General features: G+C 69.3%; 16 protein-coding genes and 2 pseudogenes. 10 read left to right on the forward strand and 8 right to left on the reverse strand.

The genetic code is table 11. From position 1 onward, the window contains the following. The first annotated feature begins 1342 nt into the window (after positions 1-1342). Both MOV08_RS01555 and MOV08_RS01560 read left to right on the forward strand, forming a co-directional pair. Positions 1343-1771, forward strand: a complete 429-nt coding sequence (locus MOV08_RS01555; protein WP_275305852.1) for a tyrosine-type recombinase/integrase — start codon at positions 1343-1345, stop codon at positions 1769-1771. Between the two features lie 41 nt (positions 1772-1812). Further along, positions 1813-2355 (forward strand): site-specific integrase, encoded by a 543-nt coding sequence (locus MOV08_RS01560; protein ID WP_275305853.1) that lies wholly within the window; start codon positions 1813-1815, stop codon positions 2353-2355. 4 nt (positions 2356-2359) lie between these two features. Here MOV08_RS01560 and MOV08_RS01565 read toward each other — a convergent pair whose 3' ends face one another. Then, complete coding sequence (locus MOV08_RS01565; RefSeq protein WP_275305854.1) at positions 2360-2530, reverse strand: hypothetical protein; 171 nt, start codon at positions 2528-2530, stop codon at positions 2360-2362. A gap of 11 nt (positions 2531-2541) precedes the next feature. Between MOV08_RS01565 and MOV08_RS01570 the strand changes: the two genes are divergently transcribed. Both MOV08_RS01570 and MOV08_RS01575 read left to right on the forward strand, forming a co-directional pair. Beyond that, positions 2542-2757, forward strand: coding sequence for a hypothetical protein (locus MOV08_RS01570; RefSeq protein ID WP_039628886.1), 216 nt, complete (start codon positions 2542-2544; stop codon positions 2755-2757). 141 nt (positions 2758-2898) lie between these two features. Continuing rightward, positions 2899-3564, forward strand: a complete 666-nt coding sequence (locus MOV08_RS01575) for a response regulator transcription factor (protein ID WP_275305855.1) — start codon at positions 2899-2901, stop codon at positions 3562-3564. Between the two features lie 7 nt (positions 3565-3571). Here the strand turns inward: MOV08_RS01575 and MOV08_RS01580 are convergent, their stop codons facing one another. The 3 genes from MOV08_RS01580 to MOV08_RS01590 all read right to left on the reverse strand — a co-directional run bounded on the left by MOV08_RS01580 (position 3572) and on the right by MOV08_RS01590 (position 7130). Next, positions 3572-4795 (reverse strand): sensor histidine kinase, encoded by a 1224-nt coding sequence (locus MOV08_RS01580; protein WP_039628888.1) that lies wholly within the window; start codon positions 4793-4795, stop codon positions 3572-3574. A gap of 146 nt (positions 4796-4941) precedes the next feature. Beyond that, positions 4942-6318, reverse strand: coding sequence for an FtsX-like permease family protein (locus tag MOV08_RS01585; RefSeq protein ID WP_275305856.1), 1377 nt, complete (start codon positions 6316-6318; stop codon positions 4942-4944). Positions 6319-6329: 11 nt separating this feature from the next. After that, the gene (locus MOV08_RS01590) at positions 6330-7130 is read right to left on the reverse strand and encodes an ABC transporter ATP-binding protein (RefSeq protein ID WP_275305857.1); all 801 of its coding nucleotides are present in this window, start codon (positions 7128-7130) and stop codon (positions 6330-6332) included. A 98-nt stretch (positions 7131-7228) separates the two neighbouring features. Here MOV08_RS01590 and MOV08_RS01595 point away from each other — a divergent pair. After that, a pseudogene (locus MOV08_RS01595) lies at positions 7229-7444 on the forward strand (HD domain-containing protein); the annotation flags it as partial. Between the two features lie 227 nt (positions 7445-7671). Further along, on the forward strand, positions 7672-8136 hold the full coding sequence (locus tag MOV08_RS01600) for a hypothetical protein (protein WP_275312058.1): 465 nt from the start codon (positions 7672-7674) through the stop codon (positions 8134-8136). A gap of 44 nt (positions 8137-8180) precedes the next feature. On the opposite strand, the gene MOV08_RS01605 is transcribed toward MOV08_RS01600, so the two are convergent. Beyond that, positions 8181-9389, reverse strand: a complete 1209-nt coding sequence (locus MOV08_RS01605) for an FAD-dependent monooxygenase (protein ID WP_275305858.1) — start codon at positions 9387-9389, stop codon at positions 8181-8183. A 617-nt stretch (positions 9390-10006) separates the two neighbouring features. Here MOV08_RS01605 and MOV08_RS01610 point away from each other — a divergent pair. After that, a complete protein-coding gene (locus MOV08_RS01610; RefSeq protein WP_039628894.1) occupies positions 10007-10216 on the forward strand; it encodes a hypothetical protein in 210 nt (69 codons plus the stop codon). A gap of 39 nt (positions 10217-10255) precedes the next feature. Here MOV08_RS01610 and MOV08_RS01615 read toward each other — a convergent pair. Continuing rightward, positions 10256-10687 (reverse strand): annotated as a pseudogene (locus MOV08_RS01615) (tautomerase family protein). A gap of 167 nt (positions 10688-10854) precedes the next feature. Here MOV08_RS01615 and MOV08_RS01620 point away from each other — a divergent pair. Further along, positions 10855-11439, forward strand: coding sequence for a TetR/AcrR family transcriptional regulator (locus MOV08_RS01620; RefSeq protein ID WP_275305859.1), 585 nt, complete (start codon positions 10855-10857; stop codon positions 11437-11439). A gap of 575 nt (positions 11440-12014) precedes the next feature. Further along, positions 12015-13982 carry an ABC transporter ATP-binding protein gene (locus MOV08_RS01625; RefSeq protein WP_275305860.1) on the forward strand — a complete coding sequence of 656 codons (1968 nt, stop codon included), beginning with the start codon at positions 12015-12017 and terminating at the stop codon, positions 13980-13982. A 155-nt stretch (positions 13983-14137) separates the two neighbouring features. Here the strand turns inward: MOV08_RS01625 and MOV08_RS01630 are convergent, their stop codons facing one another. Further along, a complete protein-coding gene (locus MOV08_RS01630) occupies positions 14138-14431 on the reverse strand; it encodes a hypothetical protein (protein WP_239009877.1) in 294 nt (97 codons plus the stop codon). Positions 14432-14648: 217 nt separating this feature from the next. Between MOV08_RS01630 and MOV08_RS01635 the strand changes: the two genes are divergently transcribed. Then, the gene (locus MOV08_RS01635; protein WP_275305861.1) at positions 14649-15641 is read left to right on the forward strand and encodes a phospholipase D-like domain-containing protein; all 993 of its coding nucleotides are present in this window, start codon (positions 14649-14651) and stop codon (positions 15639-15641) included. Between the two features lie 136 nt (positions 15642-15777). Here the strand turns inward: MOV08_RS01635 and MOV08_RS01640 are convergent, their stop codons facing one another. Further along, positions 15778-16914, reverse strand: a complete 1137-nt coding sequence (locus tag MOV08_RS01640; RefSeq protein WP_275305862.1) for an agmatine deiminase family protein — start codon at positions 16912-16914, stop codon at positions 15778-15780. Between the last annotated feature and the right edge of the window lie 98 nt (positions 16915-17012).

Raw genomic sequence — 17012 nt, forward strand, 5'->3', positions numbered from 1 at the left:
CCTACGACACAACTGTCGCCCTCCTCATGGAGCTGCGTGACGCCTACGACCACACCGGGCAGCGCACGGACTTCGGCCGGCGTCTGACTCGCCCGCGCGAGACCCACCGACGCCTCGCCGGCCTCATCCGCCATAACCTCCGATGACACCTCGATGCAACAGTGCCAAGCAAGCCCGGCAGGCGCCCTCAGGGACGTAGCGCACGGGGGCTGTGCGCGACTGGGCTGCTCCAGAAGGCTCTCGGGGGACGTACGGTAGTTCCGCTCTGGGGGAAGGGGCCGCTCCCCATAACCTCGGCAACCCGCCTCGCGCCAGTGCCTTCTTCTGCCAGACTCGTAGACATGCCTATGAGTCGCCGTCGCGAGTCCGGCGGCAGAACCTCGTTCGGCCCCAGTCAGTCGACGCCTGGCCGGTCCAGTGTTCCACTCCGCAAGGCGGCGGTGCGCGGCCGGCCCGGACGGGCTGAAACACAGCGGCAACTGGCGTACAGCTGGACGTCGCCAGCGCCTCGCGATCGGTGTCGTGAGCCTCAGCGGCCCACCACATAGAGATCAGGGCGAACACGACGGAGCAGTTTCCCGCTGATTCCTCTCCAGTCAGCTTGCCTGATCCGGTTCGGTTTCAGCCCTCGCCAAGCACGCTCTGAGATCCCGACCGGGTCACCGCCGAGGACTCACCCATTGGAGAGGGCTTCGGCCTGAGCAAGCACGCGTGGCTCCACGACAACCTGGTGAAGATCGGCCATGGGCGCCACCATACTGACCGGCTGCTCAGACGCCTCCGGCGGCCGCCCACCTCTAGGATTCTTCAGGGACTTTCAGCTCTGCCAGAGGGGCTTTCGAGGGACTTTCGGCTGCCCAAAGCGACAAGCGCTTGAAAGGCCGGAAAGGGCCTCCGATACAGGTCAGAGACCCTTCCCACGGTGAAGTCCCAGGTAGGAGCGGACGAGTCGGCCTGTACGCCGGGTACAGCCCAATCTTCGGCTTCTGCGCGCTGCCGGACGTTGGAAGCCGAGCATCGCTCGCGCCGACTGCGACTGTCCGCCACACCAGTGCCGTCCCAATCCTGCAGACGTGCGGACACTGCAGATGCTTCGACAGCAGGAGTCGGTACCCCTCACCAATGATGCGACCTCCATGCCCAGCCCCGAGTTACCGCGTAACCAAATGACCAGCCCCATCCCGCATTTGGCACGGTCGGAATTCTGAGCTACAACGGCACCCCCTGACGGGATGACCCGTCAGGGACGGCACTCGGAAAGCGCTGGGTTGTCCGCCACCGCGAGCCGGGCGGACGCAGCGCCCGGCAACGTGAGAAGTCGTTCGACCGCAAGAAAGACGCGGTGGACTTCGCCACCAAAGTCGAGAACGACAAGCACGAAAACACCTACATCGACCCGAACGCCGGGAAGGTCTCACTGCGCCGGTACGCCGAGGACTGGCTCAACGCGGTGATCCTGTCGAGCGGCACCTGGGAGTCGTATGAGCGGATCCTGCGGCTGCACGTCCTGCCGCGCCTGGGGCGCAAGACCATCGCTCAGGTAACGGCAGCCGATATGCAGGAGTTGTACAAGGCGGGGGCCAAGCCGAACACGATCGAGGCCCGCGGCATCGCCCTGTCGTCACTCCTCTCGCACGCGGTGCGCCGCAAGCGCATCGCCAACAACCCCGTTCAGGAAGCGGAGAAGCCCGCTGGTCCCGTGGTTCCGGTCGACGAGCGGAGCCTTCCAAGGCTTGAAGAGATCCAGGCCGTGACGAGAGCCAGGCCATAGCGCACTCGATCGGGCCGCGCCTGAAACCGGCTATACGGCTGATGGCTTGCGGCGGTCTCCGTATCGGCGAATCGCTTGACGTCTTTCCCGAGAATTTTCAGGACGGCACGCTGCGTCTGCGGCGGCAGATAGTCTGGTATCGGGATAGGGATAGGGATAGGGATAGGGACGGACTCTACACAGCACGCTATGCACCCCTGAAGCACCGGAAGGAAGGGGAGTGGCACGATGTCCCCCTGCTGGAATTCTTCGCCGCCTATGCCGACCGCTTCCCCGTTCTCAACCAGCAAGGCGGCATGACCTACCCCGGGCTCGTCCGCAACTCATGGGACCGTGCCGTCAAGCGGCTGGGGCTCCGCGATTACACGCCGCACGACCTCCGCCGTAAAGGGACGACCGTAACCTTGACGAATGGAGTTGCCATTCATGAGGTGTCCCGTTGGCTCGGGCCCCATTCCACCAAGGTCACGGTCGATGAGTACGGCCGTCTCGCCCAGGAAGGCCGCGAGCGCTGCCGCCAGGTCGTGACGACGACCTTCCAGGGCTACCTGCCGGAAGAGCTGACGGTCGGCTTGGCGGCGTGAGCTGTCACCGGATTCCGAGCTCGCGCAGGACACGGTGCTGAGTTGGTGCTGAGTTGACGGGGAAGTAGAGGTAGTAGACACCCCCGGAACCGTTCTTGACCTGGCTCTTTTCGTCGTGGCGCTTGGTGCGGAGCCAGATGTTCTCGAAATGACCGCGGTTCGCGAGCTTGCTCATAGCATCTGCATGTGAAGGAGAAGAGCAGCGGTGAGCATCAGAAGCCCGCATCCAGGCGTGTCCTGTTGTCCACGGTCGTCGCGCTGGTGGTCGGGGGCGTGATCTGGGTCGCGACGTGGAAGCTGGAGTGGTGGAGCCCCGGTCTTGGGTTGCTGACGGCGAAGGTGGCCGTGGTGATCTCGGCAGGGGTCGTGGCCTTCGTAGCCGGGCGTGCGAAGCGTCGATGAGGTGACAGGGCGGCGGCCTGCGTGACGGGCGGGTCGAGGCGGGAGGGATCGGCCTCGGGTGACTCGCCGTTCCGGCGTGGGGATTTCCCGTGCGGGGATCACCGGCCGGCGACGGACGTCGGTCGGCCCGATAATGGCGTGGTGATCAACAGGAACCTGCGCGTGGTACTGGCCGAGGACTCCGTCGTTCTCCGTGACGGGATGGTCGAGTTGCTCAGCGCCCGCGGATGCGAGGTGGTGGCGACCGCCGGGACGGCACCCGAGCTGCTCGCCGCGGTGGTCGAGCACCGGCCCGACGTGGCCGTGGTGGACATCCGGATGCCGCCCACCCACACCGACGAGGGCATCCGCGCCGCCGTCGAGGTCCGTGCGCGGACACCCGAGGTCGGCATCCTGGTCTTCTCCCAACACGTGGAGACCGCCTGGGCCTCCCGGCTGTTGGCGGACGGTGCCGGGGGCATCGGATACCTGCTGAAGGAACGCGTCGCCCGCACCTCCGAGTTCGTCGACGCGCTGCAACGGGTCGCGAACGGGGGCACGGCGCTCGACCCGGAGGTGGTCACCCAGCTGATGCGCGGCGGGCAGCACAGCCGGGTGGACACCTTGACGCCGCGTGAGCGCGAGGTGTTGGAACTGATGGCACAGGGCCACTCCAACCGCTCCATCGCCGCACTGCTGCTGGTGTCGGAGCGTGCGGTGGAGAAGCATGTCGCGGCCGTCTTCACCAAGTTCGACCTGCCGGCGACGGGCGCCGACAACCGGCGGGTCAAGGCCGTCCTCACCTACCTTGCGGAGAGCGGCAGTTGAGTTTTCGTCACAGGCGCGAAGGCAGCTCGGCGGTGATCACGGTGGGTCCGCCGGGCGGACTGTCGACCGCCAGGACGCCGTCGACAGCCGCGATCCGCTCGGCCAGTCCGGTCAGGCCGGTGCCGACGCCGAGCGCCGCGCCGCCCCGGCCGTCGTCGCGCACGATCAGGCGCACCCGGCCGTCGGCGGCGCTCGCCGCGAGTTCGGCCGAGCGGGCACCGCTGTGCTTGGCGATGTTGGTGAGCAGCTCGGCGGCGCAGAAGTAGACGGCCCGTTCGACCACCTGGTCCGGGCGTTCCCGCAGGTCCAGGCGGACGGTGACGGGCACCGGCGAGGTGGCGGTGAGGCCCGGCAGCGCCTCGTCCAGGCCGCCGTCCAGCGCCACCGGGTTGATGCCCCGGGTCAGTCGCCGCAGCTCGACGATGGTGTCGTCGGTCTGGCCGACGGCGCGTTCCACCAGGGTGCGCAGCCGTCCGAGGTCCGGGCCGGCGTCGGGGGCGAGGGTGTCCTCGGCCAGCGAGAGGGTGATGGCCAGGGCGACCAGCCGGGCCTGGGTGCCGTCGTGCAGATCGCGTTCCAGGCGGCGGAGCTGGTCGGTGTTCTCCGCGAGCAGGGTGGCGCGGGCGGTCTCCAGTTCCCGGACGCGCTGTTGGGCACGGGCCGGGCCGAGCAGCAGCCGGGCCAGCCGCCGGTTCGCTCCGCTCAACGCCCGCATGGCGCCGGGTACCGCGCACAGGAGAAGAAGGCCCAGCGGGATCGCGACGGCGTCCAGCCACAAGGCCGGCGGCTGGCCCGGCTGCAGGAGGCGGCCCCAGAGCGGAAAGCCGATCAGCCAGCCGCAACCGAGGGGCAGCAGCACGGCGGCGGCGAACCCGAGCACGCCGAGCGGCAGCCGCAGCACCAGATAGAGCAGCGTCCGCCAGGCGACCGGGTCGGTCAGCACGGCACGGCCGCGGGCGATCGCGCCCACCGGGCGGGGCAGCCCGGTCGGCGCTTCGACGCGTGCGCCGAGCAGTCGGCCGACCAGCCGCCGGTGCAGCGTGCCGAGGCCCCGCGCGCCCAGCAGCGCGGCGACCACGAACGGCAGGCCGAGAACGGTGAGGGAGAGCAGCGCGCCCGCGTACAGGACGGCGAGTGCGTAGACACCGCCGAGCAGCGCGAGCGGCAGTCCGACGACGGCGAAGGCCCATTCGCCGCCTCGGAGGGCAAGGTATCGCCGCTGCTCAGCCACGTCCGTCCTCGGGCGTCTCAGCCGGCCCGCACGGGGCGGGCAAGGGCGCCGAGCCGGCGGGCGGCACGCTCGCGCGGGTCCGCGGCCCGGTGGGGGTGGGCGTCGGTGCGCAGGCCGCACCCTCGGCGGCCGTCCCGGCCTCGTGCTCAGTCACGGCCACCGCCCACCAGTTCCGCGGCCGGGCCGTGAACTGCCCGCAGGCCGGTGGCCAGGATGCCCGGGACGGTCAGCGCCGCCGCGCCCGCGACGATCCACCAGACGGCCATCGGGACGGACGGCACCGCCGAGCCGGTCACCGCCGTACTGAACGCCGCCGACGCGGCACCCGCGACCGCCGCGCCGAGCAGCACGCCCACCGCCGTGGTCAGCACCGCCTCCGCGGTCAACATGCGCATCAGCTGCGACCGGGTCGCGCCGACCAGCCGCAACAGCGCGAACTCCCGCCGCCGGTCGGCGGTCACGGCGACCAGGGTGTTGACGGTGGAGACGGCGGCGAAGCAGACCAGCAGCGCCAACTCGATCTGACGCAACCAGACATCGCTGGCGGAGGTGACGAAGCCGGCGGTGGTGACGCCGGTCGGGCTCGCGCTCGCGGCGTGCTCGGCGGTGCGTGTCATGATCACCATGGTGCCCGACAGGCCCACGAGCAGCGCGACCGGCACCACGGCGGAGGACAGTCGGCGCGCGTACCCCCGCAGGTTGGCGTCGGCCAGCCACCCCGCACCGGGAGCCAGCACCCGTGCCGGCGTACCCAACGCGGCAGCCAGCACACGCGCCGCGAGCGGCCCCACCAGGGCGAGGGCGACCAGCAGCAGCAACGCACCGAACAGCGCCGCCTGCCCCGCCTTGTCCAGCTGCGCCGTCGGCCGGGTCGCGGCCAGTCGCAGCAGCAGACCGCCGCCCGCCAGCGCGCCGATTCCGGCGAGCAGACGCGGTGCGCCCGTCCGTCCGTGCTCGGTCGCGCTCGCGGTGAGGGCGGCCGTGGGCGCGATCCGGGAGATCCGCCGGGCCGCGACGGCCGAGGCCGCCAGGGCGACGGCGAGCGCGACGGCCAACGCGACCACCATCGGCAGCGGTGTCCCCGGCACCCGCACGCCCGGCGCCGCCATCCCCCGCCGCTGCAACTCGGCCAGGAAGCCACGGGCCCCCGCCGCGCCGACCACCCAACCCGGCACAGCCACCAACAACGTCAGCGCAAGGACCTGGCCGCGCACCAGCCGTCGCGCCTGACGGGGCGTCGCCGCGATCGTACGCAGCAGAGCCAGCTCGCGATGCTGCTGACGAAGGGCAGAGGCCAACGCGTTGACCACAACGAAGAACGCCACCAGCACGGCGATCTCGCCGAAGGCACCGGCGATCACCATCAGCCCCGGCCCGGCCGTCGCCTCCCGGGCCGCCGCGGGGGCGGTGGCACCGGCGGCGAACAGCAAACCGAACAGCGTCACGGTGGCGACGGCGAGGAAGAGCGCGATCGCCAATCCGGCGAAGGAAGCCGGACGCCGGCGCATCTGCCCAAGAGACATCGGGACGACCATCACGCGCACTCCCCCAGCCGGCTCAGACGCTCGCCGACCTGGGCGGCGGTGGGCCGATCGAGCTCGTCCACCACCACGCCGTCGGCCAGCAGCAGCACCCGGTCCGCGTACCCGGCGGCCACCGGATCGTGGGTGACCATCACACACGTCCCGCCGTCCCGGTCGACGCCGGCGCGCAGCAGGGCGAGGATCTCGTGGCCGGTGGCCCGGTCGAGCGCGCCGGTCGGCTCGTCGGCGAACAGCACCTGGGGGCGGGTGACCAGCGCCCGGGCGATCGCCACCCGCTGCTGCTGTCCACCGGAGAGCTGCCCGGGCCGGTGCCGCTCGCGCCCGGCCAGTCCCACCCGGGCGAGCGCCTCCACTACGCGATCCGGGTCGGGCCGTTCGCCGGCCAGCCGGCCGGGCAGTTCGACGTTCTGCGCGACCGTCATCGCCGGCATCAGGTTGAACGCCTGGAACACAAACCCGACCCGGCTGCGCCGCAGTACCGCAAGCCGCCGCTCGGACAGCCGGGACACCTCCGTACCACCCCACCAGACAGAACCCCGAGTGGGCCGATCCATCCCCGCAAGGCAGTGCAGCAAGGTGGTCTTGCCCGAACCCGACGGCCCCATCACCGCCGTGAACGTCCCGGGCGCGAACGCCACCGACACCCCGCGCAACGCCCGCACGGCGGCACTGCCGCGCCCATGCTCCCGATGCAGATCCACCGCCCGCGCAGCGATCCCCACCCCGATGTCTGTTCCCGCATCCGTTGTCATTGCCGTAGCCGGTGCCGTAGCCGTCGCTGTCTGAGCCATGCCCTCATCCTCGGCGCGCGGGGCACGGCGATCGATCCCGCCCGCCCCCGAATCGAAGGTTCGGAAAACCACACCCCGGCCGCCGGCAGCGGGTGCCGGTGCCTCACATCACATCGCGGCGGAGGCGCCTGCACTTCGTCGCACACGGAGGGGCCTCGACCATCAGCACCCTGCAGTCCTACTCACGGCTGGAGCATTCCCTCGGCGTCCTCTCGCTGGTCGCACACTTCCATCCGGAGGACGAACTCCTGCGAATCGCGGCGCTGTTGCACGACATCGGCCATCTGCCGTTGAGTCACACCTTCGAAGGCGTTTGCGGCCTCGACCACCACGCCATCGGCGTGGAGTTGCTGCGGGCCGAGCCGATCCGGTCCGTACTGGAGAAGCATCGGGTGCGCACCGGGGCCGTCGTCGCCGCACTCGGCGGGCAGCCGCCGTCGCCGCTCACCGGCCGCACCGGCTTGCTGAATCTGGACCATCTCGATTCCTACGTGCGCAGTAGTCGTGCGCCGCCGGGCGCCTGGCCATCGATCCGGCCGTCATGCTGGACCAGCTCGACCTCAAGGATTCGGCGGTGTCGACTGGCCCCGAGACCGCCGCCACGCTCGTCGACCTGGTCTGCGCGGAAGCGCGGCTGCACACCTCGTGGGACAACGTGGGTCCGGTCTCGGTGGTCCGACGCCTGGCCCGCCAACTGCTCGACAGCTCGACCCTCACCCCTGCGCAACTCGCCCGGATGACCGATCCGCAACTGTGGTCCGCGCTCGACTCGTGCGACGTCACCCGAGCGGAGAGCATCATGGTCCGATACGAGCTGCACCGGTTGCGGGTCACGGCTCAACCCGCACCCGGGGATCGTCCCGGCTGGGACTTCTCGCTGCGCAAGATCTACAGCTCCGCGCCGCTGGTGGAAGGGCAGCGGATCGAGGTGGCCGCGCCGGAGCTGGCCGCCGAGTTGGCCGCGCTGGGCTCGCTCTCCACCGACTTCCGTGTCTGGTGGAGTTGAGTGTCGGGCCGAGGCCGACACTCGACTCCGCCTGAAACGAGCCGTCAGGGCCCGTCCGACCCTGACCCATCGGACGGGCCCTGGTCCGTGTCGCCGGCGACGGTGCGCATATCGAGGTCCCAGTCCAGCTGGGAGGCGAGCGTGTCGTCACCGGGACGCTGGGCGGACGGTGCCCGACCGGTGCTCGACGGGTTGCGGGTGCCGCGGGACAACTCTCCGCTGACGGTGATGTTGTACTCGACGCGGGGACGGCGGCAGGCCTCGTAGAGGGCGAGCGCGCTGTCCAGATCGGGCATGTCCCGCAGGGATTTGGCGAGGATGACAGCGTCTTCCAAGGCCATCGAGGCCCCTTGGCCGGTCGCCGGTGACGCCGCGTGTGCGGCATCGCCGACGATCAGCCTCCGGCCCGAGCGCCAGGGCGTGCCTGGCGGGATCTCGGTGGCGTTGGTGGCCATCAGGCTGTCGGTGGAGGCCGCCACGATGCTCGCCGCGGGGGTGGCGTCCTTACTCAGCAACTCGACGAGTCGCTCACGCCAACGGGCGGGCGAAGGGTGGGCGAGTTCCTCGACGGGGATCGCTTCACCGGCGACACGGGCGAACCAGTACGTCTCCCCGTCCGGCGAGACGGCGTAGCCGAAGGCCACGGTGCTGCCGCGCACCATGGTGATGTGGCCCGTCTCCTCCGCCACCGGGGTGCTGCGGGTGTATCCGTAGAAGACGGACTGCCCCGCGTAGACGGGCTCCGCACCGGGGGCGATCGCGCGCCGAATGGTCGAATTCAGGCCATCTGCGCCAACGAGCAGATCAGCGGTCGCGACGCTGCCGTCGGCGAACCGTGCGGTCACCTGATCCGGGCCGTCCTCGACAGACACCAACCGCGATCCGTGCGAAAGCCCAATGCCCCGGCGGACGGCCTCGGCCTGCAAGGCGGCGTTCAACTCGCCACGGCGCAAGCACCGGTACCGCAGGAGAGCGTCGTCGGCCTCTCCCAACGGCACATGGGCCATCTCCGCGCCCTGACCGTCGAGAACGCGCATCGAGCGCAGCGGATAGCCGATCCCGGTGACCACATCCGAGGCGTCGAGCTGCGCCACGGCGCGCATACCGTTGCTCGCCAAGGTCAGGAACGCCCCGATGTCCCCCGCCGTGTCGGGATGCGCCTCGTGCACGGCGACCTCGAACTCTGCCTTGTGCAGGGCCAGTGCGGTCGCCGTACCGGCGATCCCGCCACCGATGACCAGTATCCGTGTCACGCTCCACTCCACTCTTCTACGCATATCCCATCAATGTCCACGCCCATGATGCACCCGGTCCGGGGGGCTGCCGCAACCTCGCCCCGCGGGAGTGCGCATCTCACGGAGTGACGCATGGGAGGAGTGACGCATGGGCGGAGTAACCGTCAGGACTCGTGAGGGAGTTCTTCCGTCGTAAGCGCTTGCCGGGCCTGTCGAGCGAGGTCGTCGGCGGGCAGGTGGCCATCGACGACCAGGCCGCAAGTCGTCACCGGCGGATTCGATGTGCTCCGCGTGGACGCTGCGCCGGCGGTCGAGGGAGTTCCGGAGAAGTCTGCTGAGCCACTGGGAAGTTGAGGAGTGCGGGAGGGAAGCAGACAGCGGGGGCTCCCGCGAGTAGAGTCCGTAGGGCACGGCCAGCACGCTGGCTGCGACGGGAATGGGTCCGACGTCCCTTTCGGGCGTGGTTGTCACAGCAGTTGGCGCCGCGTCAATCGCGACAATTGCACACGCGGCCTGTGCGTCGGCAGGGCCTCAGTTGATCACCGTCTTCAGGGTGGTCGGCCTGAGACACCTGCCATCCTGCCTGCAGATCCTGACTCAGCTCGGCCCCCTCCGTCCTTGGGGAGGACCCGAGCATGGAGTTGCAGATCGTCCTGGCGATTCTGGGCACGGCGGGCGTCATGTCCGCCTTTCTGTTTGCCCTCAAGGGCCTGCTCGACCAGGTTCCCGATGTGATCCGTTCATGGCACCGCATCATGGAGGAAGCCCGGCGCCCTCACTCGGACCACGGGCCGGAGCCCGAGGATCAGCGCCGTCCTTCCGCAGGCATCGACGGCTCGCAATGAGGTCTGCCGAGCACCGCGACGTACCAAAGCTGCGACAGCTCACGCGTCGGACCGCTGCCCCTGCGCCAGGCCCGCGAGATCTGCATAGCGGACGACGGAACCACCCGCGCCCCAGGTGCCGTCCGCCTGCTCGTGCACCAGCACCCATACCCGCAGCGCATCGCCTTGGGCGAGTCCGGCGGCCCGGAGCACGGTTGCGGTCGCCTCCTCGACCAGTCCCGCCTTGCGCCGCTCGGACAGCGCGCCCTGCGGAACGGTGACGTCCACGAGGAAGCGTGGCGCGTCGTCCTCCGCGGTGATCTGCGCCCCCTGCGGCAGCTCGATCAGGTAGCTCCACGCCTAGGCGCGGAAGAAGGCGGTGTCGGGTGCTCCCTCCCAGCGCAGCAGGACCGCCGCGAGGTCCCGCTGGATGCTTTCGCGTCCCTGGTCGGTCAGGGAACCGGCCGGGACAGTCAGCTTGATCGTCGGCATGGCAACTCCTCAGTCAGCAGTCAGCAGTCAGCAGTCAGCAGTCAGCAGTCAGCAGTCAGCAGTCAGCAGTCAGCAGTCAGCAGCGGATTATGACGGTCGTTATAACCAGGCGTCACGCTAGACTATGTCGGTCGTTATAACCAGGGGTGTCAGAGGGGGTTCCGCACGTGACGAGGAGCAACTCGGAGGCGCGCGAGCGGATCGTGGCCGGCGCCGCGGACATGATCAGCCGGCGCGGCCTGAGCGCAACGAGCATCCGCGAGATGGCCAAACACGCCGAGGCGCCGCTCGGCTCCACGTACCACTACTTCCCCGAGGGCAAGCAGCAGTTGGCCACCGAGGCGGTCCGTTACACCGGCACACGGGTCGCCCAGAGCCTGCGCAAGGAGCTGGAGGCGGGTCCGGTAGCCGGGCTCCGCGCGTTCCTCGCACTGTGGCGCAAGATCGTCGTCGACACCGATTTCCGCGCCGGTTGCCCGGTCCTGGCTGTCGCCATCGAAGAGCCTCCCACCGACGAGCTCCCCGCAGCCCTGACTGCGGCGGCCGAGGTCTTCGACGAGTGGGAGAGCCTGCTGGCCGCTTCCCTCCGCGAGCACGGTGCCGAAACGGAGCAGGCGGCGCAGCTCGCCACCCTCGTCGTGGCGGCCGTTGAGGGGACCGTTGCCCTGTGCCGCGCCAAGCGCAGCGTGCAGCCCCTCGACCGCACCGCAAAGCAGCTCCAGATGCTGATCGCCGGCGCCATCGAAGGCTGAGTGCCCGGGCTTTCGCCTTTGGTCGGAAAGCCACTCATTGTTGGGCGGGAGGCCGATCCGTTCAGGCGGAAAGTCGATCACGCTGTGCGGCATCGCCAACCACCCGCCGCACCGCTCAAACCACCGGGACCACGGACCCGGACCCGGACCCGGACCCGGACACAGCCTTCCGGCCGCCGGCCGAACACACCACCCCCGCTGCGCACTCAAAATCCCTTCGGCCACCCAGGTCTCGACCCCGGCGTTTCGGCCACGTCGGTACAGAGCACGAGCCGCTTCCGGCAAGGGCTGGTGCGCACGGAACGGACATGCGCTCCCTCTTCCGTGCGGTCACATCACGTCCGAAACACATGAGTTCGAGATGCCGGGTCCTCTCGTTGAACGCCACGACACCCCAACGCCCGCTCGCTGGAGGTCGCCATCCGTTCCTGTCCCGCGCGCCCAACCACTCCCCCGCCACTTGCTGACGCCCCGGGCCGGACCGCAGCCGTCGGGGCCCCGGTCCGCGCCGCTCCGCGCGCCCGACCCACCACCGGCACGCTCCGCTCAGCACGTCCGGACCCGATCTGGGAGGCATGATGGCGTTCCCCCGGCCCAGGAAGTCCCAGCAACCGTCGCTCTCCGAGAGCGAAAAGCTGCTGTTCAGCGGCGTTCTACGACATGACAAAGCATGGGCCCGGTACGAGAACCCGCTGCTGAGGCTGTCGTTCTGGCAGATGGCCCGGCAGTTCCCGGCGATGATGGGCACGGTCACGCGAGCCGCATGGCGCGAAGACCGACGGGCCCTGCTGGTGCTCCTTGCCGCGGAGTTGGGGATCGGCCTCATGCGGGCCTTCACGCTCGTGGCCACCAACCAGATCCTCATCGCGATCTTCTCGGCCGGTCCCACTACGGAGCGCCTGCTGGAGGCGGCCCCGGCTCTGGTCGCGGCGGCCGCGGTGACCGCGCTGTCCTCAACGCTGTCCGCGGTGAGCGTGGCGGCGTCCGGTCGTCTGGAACCGAAGATCGAGCGGGCCTGCACAGCGCGGTACTACCGCGGGCTGGCCCGGGTCGAGCTGGCGACGCTCGTCGACAAGAGATCCCAACGGGCGCTGGACGCCGGACGGTACGGCATCCGCTCCATCCGCACGATGCTGGGCTCGTCGATCCAGGTCATCAACGTCTTCATCGGCTTGGTCGCGGCCGCCGGGGTGTTGTTCCTGCTGCATCCCGCCCTCGTGCTGGCGCTGCTGCTGATCGCGGCCCCCAGGGCGTGGGGAGCGGTCGCCGTCGTCCGCCGCAACTACGCCTCCCGCAGTGCCTGGCTCGATCACGTGCGGGCCACCGACATGATCACTTATCAGTTGTCGCGGCCGGATGCGGGCCCGGAGGTGAAGGCGCACCGCGCCGGCGAACTGCTGGCGGGCGCCTACGAGGACATGGCCGCAACCTCGGCCCGGGAGAAGCAGCGCCTGGCCTATGCCGAGGCCGGCACGGACCTGGCGGCTTCGGCGATGTCCGGGGCGGCTTCGCTCGTCTCCTACGGGGCGCTGTGGGCGCTGCTGTGGTTCGGCGGCATCCCGCTGGCGGCGGCCGGCACCGCAGTGATCGCGGTGCGGAACTCCAGTCAGGGCCTGGGCAGTTTGGTGATGAGCATGAACCGGCTGTACGAGGAGTCGATGTATCTGGCCGATCTGGAGATCGCCTACGATCTGGCCGAGCGCAACGCCATCCCCACCGGCGGCCTCCCGATTCCCCAAGGGCCGGTCGAAGTCCGCTGCGAACACGTGTCGTTCTCCTACCCCGGAGCCGATCAACTCGCGCTGGAGGGCGTGTCGTTGACGATCCCTCCGGGGAGGGTGGTGGCGCTGGTCGGGGAGAACGGATCCGGCAAGACGACACTGTCCAAGCTCCTCGCCGGCCTGTACCTGCCCACACAGGGCCGGGTGTTCGTCAACGGCGTCGACGTGCGGGAGGCGGACCGGGACGCCGTCTTCGACAAGGTGGCCCTGCTCTGCCAGGACTTCCCCCACTGGGCGATGACCGCCCGTGCCAACGTCCACATCGGCCGGCCCGAGATCGACGTGGACCAAGAGCGGATCGAGCGGGCCGCCCGGGAGGCCGATGCCCTGGGCGTGGTGGAATCGCTGCCGGACCGGTGGGACAGCATCATCGTCAGCGGCTTCGAGCGCAGCACCCAGCTCTCCGGCGGCCAGTGGCAGCGCATCGGCAGCGCCCGGACCCGGTATCGCCAGGCACCGCTGGTGATCGTCGACGAACCGACCTCGGCTCTGGACCCGCGGGCCGAGATCGAGGCGTTCCAGGCACTGCGCTCGCTGACCGACGACGGGACGACGGTGGTGCTGATCACTCACCGCTTGGCCGCGACCGCGACCGCCGACCTGATCTACGTGCTCGACCGCGGCCGTGTCGTGGAACGCGGCTCCCACGCCGACCTGATGACCCTGCCAGGCGGGCACTATCGCACGCTCTACGAACTGCAGGCCGCCCAGTACGCACAGACCGCTCGCACCGCGCTGCCCCACCCCACCCCGTCCAGCTGAGCACCAGGGTGCCCGGGCGCGCGGAGGTCAGGTGACGGCCGAACCGTGATCCGAAGGCCGGGGCGTAGGCCGGCGGACGGTCCACGCCCCGGGCACGATCTGTTCAACCCCGCGCTCGTGGGCCGTGCGTCCGGCTCCGGTGTCGACGTGATGCTTCACAGGCGCCGGACGCGCAGCACTCCGGTCAGCATCGGAAGAGTGAACTCGCCGCAGGCGGTTTCCGGCCTGCTGGCGAGGAATGCGTGGATGCGGCCCAGCGTGGCCTCTTGTTCCTGTTCCGGCATGACGAGCATCCCTGCGCGCGTCGCGATCGTCGCGACGAGGGAGTCGGCGGTGCGGCGCTGCCCGTGCGGGAACTCGGCCTGCTCCGGCGAGTCGAACCGGGCGGCCAGCTCCCCCTCACCACTCCGCGACCTGCGCCAACGAGCCGAGAAACGCCGGACGAACATCGGGCAAATGCCGGCCGGACGCTGACCATCGCCGACCTGAATCGCACTGTAAACACCTTGACTTTCCCGACAGTTGATTCGTCATCAAACGCAGCGGACTTTTGCACAACGCTGCCCTTCTCTTCACCGAACTGGGCTTCAGCGAGCCTTGCCCCTGTGTCTTACTGGGGTGCGCTACGCGCGTTGCGCACTTCCCCCCTACGTCAGGAGAGTTCCGGTGAGCCCCACCCGCCGTCTTCTCATACCGGCCCTGAGCGCAGGCGCCTTGGCCGCGGCGGTCGCCGTCGTACCCGCGACCGCGCACGCCACAAGCCCGTTCTCCCTGGTGATACTTCCGGACCAGAAAGAGGGCGCCATCTACGACTTCGTCAACTCGGCGAAGAAGTCGATCGACGTGACGATCTACGAGCTGCGCGACACCACTCTCGTCAACGCCCTGGTGAAGAAGCAGAAGGCGGGCGTGAAGGTCCGCGTGGTGTTCGACTCCCAGCACTCGGCCATCGACGGCGCCGCCTACAAGGCGCTGTCCGCGGCCGGTGCCGGAGTGACGTACTCGTCCTCGTCGTACGTCTACACGCACCAGAAGACGATCACGGTCGACGGGGCCAAGTCGTACATCAGCACCGGCAACTTCGACACGAAGTACTACGCAACGTCACGCGACTACGGCGTCTTCGACACCAACAAGGCCGATGTCGCGGCGATCGAGAAGGTCTTCGACGCCGACTACGCAAAGACGTCCGTGACGCCGTCCGACGGCACCGATCTGGTCTGGTCGCCCACGGATTCGCAAAGCCATCTACTGGCTCTCATCAAGGGGGCAAAGCGCTCCCTCGATGTGCAGCAGGAGGAGTTCGGCGACACCACCTTGGTGAATGCGGTCGTCGCGGACGCGAAGCGCGGTGTCAAGGTCCGCGTCGTCGCGGAAAACCAGTCCGCCAAGTACAGCAAGCAGCTGAAAAAGGTCACTGCTGCGGGTGGCAAGGTCACCACCTACACGAGCTCGACGGGCTACTACATCCACGCCAAAGTGATCGTCACCGACTACGGAACGTCCTCCGCCAAGGTGTTCGCCGGCTCGGAGAACTTCTCCAGCAATTCACTCAACCACAACCGCGAACTCGGCCTCATCGTCAGCGACTCCGCAGTCGTCAGCGGCATCGAGAAGGCATTCAACGCCGACTTCCAGAAGAAGTCGAACGCCGCCTGACGCGGCCCGTCAGCGGCTCGACCGGCCGTGCCGGGCCCACTGCCCGCGTGAGGCCCGGAGTCGACTTCGGTGACTCCGGGCCTCACGGGTCCAGGCCAGCGGTCCTCGCCGAGAGGCCAAGCCGCCCGTGTCGCCTCTACTTGGCCGGCTTGCCGGGCTGGTCGTGGGTCGAGCAGTGGATGCCGCCGCCGCCCGAGGCGATGGTGTCGATCTTCACCTGAACGATGTCGCGCTGGGGGAACTGCTCCTGCAGGATGCCCTTCGCGCGGTCGTCGGCCTTGGCGTCGCCGAAGCGGGGCATGAACACCGCGCCGTTGGCCACGTAGAAGTTCGCGTAGGTGGAGACGAAGGCGTCGCCCCGACCGGTGATCTTGTCGAGATCGGGCTGCGGCAGGTCGATGACCTGCACGGACTTGCCACGAGCGTCCGTGGCGTCCTTGAGCACCGTCCTGGCCTGGTCGGCCGCGCGGGACCAGACGTCCGGGGGGCTGTCGGGAAAGGCACGGTCCACGAGGACGACACCCGGCGCGGTGAACCGGGCGATGCTGTCGACGTGCGCGTCGGTGATGTCCTTGCCGCGCACGCCGGCCAGCCAGATCACCTTCTCGATGCCCAGACTGGTCTTGATCTCGTCCTCGATCCGGTCGCGGCTCTTCCCCGGGTTGCGGTTCTTGTTGACCACCGAACTCTCGGTGATCAACAAGGTGCCCTCGCCGTCGGTCTCGAAGGAACCGCCCTCGGCGACCAACGGGGCCTCGGCGCGCGGGATGTCGTACTTGCTCAGCAGGCGGCGGCCGACCTGGGCGTCGTTGCGGTGCTCCTGCTTGTTCCCCCAGCCGCTGAAGTTGAGGTCGACGCCCAGGATGCCCCCGGATTCCTCGACGAACAGCGGAACGGTGTCACGCGCCCACAGGTCGTCGACCATGAGCGGGATCACCTCGACCTGGGAGCCGCAGGCCCGCTGGGCCGCATCCTGCTGCTCGGGGCGGGCCATCAGCACCACGGGCTCGTACTCCGCGACGGCACGGGCGACCCGGGCGATGTCCTCTTGTACGGACGGCAGTTGCTCGCCCCAGACCGACACCAGGGCGGGCCAGGACATGAAGGTGCGGGCGTGGCTCTCCCACTCGGCGCCGAACCAGCGGCCGTTCCGTTTCCGAGCGGGCGGTCCGGAGGGCGCCGCGGCCGGGGTGTTGCGCGGACCGCAGGCCGCGGCTCCGAGGGCGAGAGCACCGACACCCGCGAAGGAGCGCAGGACGTTGCGGCGGGACATGGGGGAAAGCGACACAGAGAACTCCGGCATTCAGCTGACGAGCCTGTTTTCAGGAGAGGGGAATCATCCTGAATTCGAGCCCTGAGGGCGAAGGGTAT

This window comes from Streptomyces yunnanensis, assembly GCF_029011865.1.
GTDB classification, from domain to species: domain Bacteria; phylum Actinomycetota; class Actinomycetes; order Streptomycetales; family Streptomycetaceae; genus Streptomyces; species Streptomyces yunnanensis.

Coding starts and splice junctions, on each gene's coding strand:
- MOV08_RS01560 (WP_275305853.1), top strand. CDS start 1,813: ATGGCTTGCGGCGGTCTCCGTATCGGCGAATCGCTTGACGTCTTTCCC.
- MOV08_RS01565 (WP_275305854.1), bottom strand. CDS start 2,530: ATGAGCAAGCTCGCGAACCGCGGTCATTTCGAGAACATCTGGCTCCGC.
- MOV08_RS01585 (WP_275305856.1), bottom strand. CDS start 6,318: ATGTCTCTTGGGCAGATGCGCCGGCGTCCGGCTTCCTTCGCCGGATTG.
- MOV08_RS01590 (WP_275305857.1), bottom strand. CDS start 7,130: ATGGCTCAGACAGCGACGGCTACGGCACCGGCTACGGCAATGACAACG.
- MOV08_RS01600 (WP_275312058.1), top strand. CDS start 7,672: ATGCTGGACCAGCTCGACCTCAAGGATTCGGCGGTGTCGACTGGCCCC.
- MOV08_RS01610 (WP_039628894.1), top strand. CDS start 10,007: ATGGAGTTGCAGATCGTCCTGGCGATTCTGGGCACGGCGGGCGTCATG.
- MOV08_RS01625 (WP_275305860.1), top strand. CDS start 12,015: ATGATGGCGTTCCCCCGGCCCAGGAAGTCCCAGCAACCGTCGCTCTCC.
- MOV08_RS01630 (WP_239009877.1), bottom strand. CDS start 14,431: ATGTTCGTCCGGCGTTTCTCGGCTCGTTGGCGCAGGTCGCGGAGTGGT.
- MOV08_RS01640 (WP_275305862.1), bottom strand. CDS start 16,914: ATGTCCCGCCGCAACGTCCTGCGCTCCTTCGCGGGTGTCGGTGCTCTC.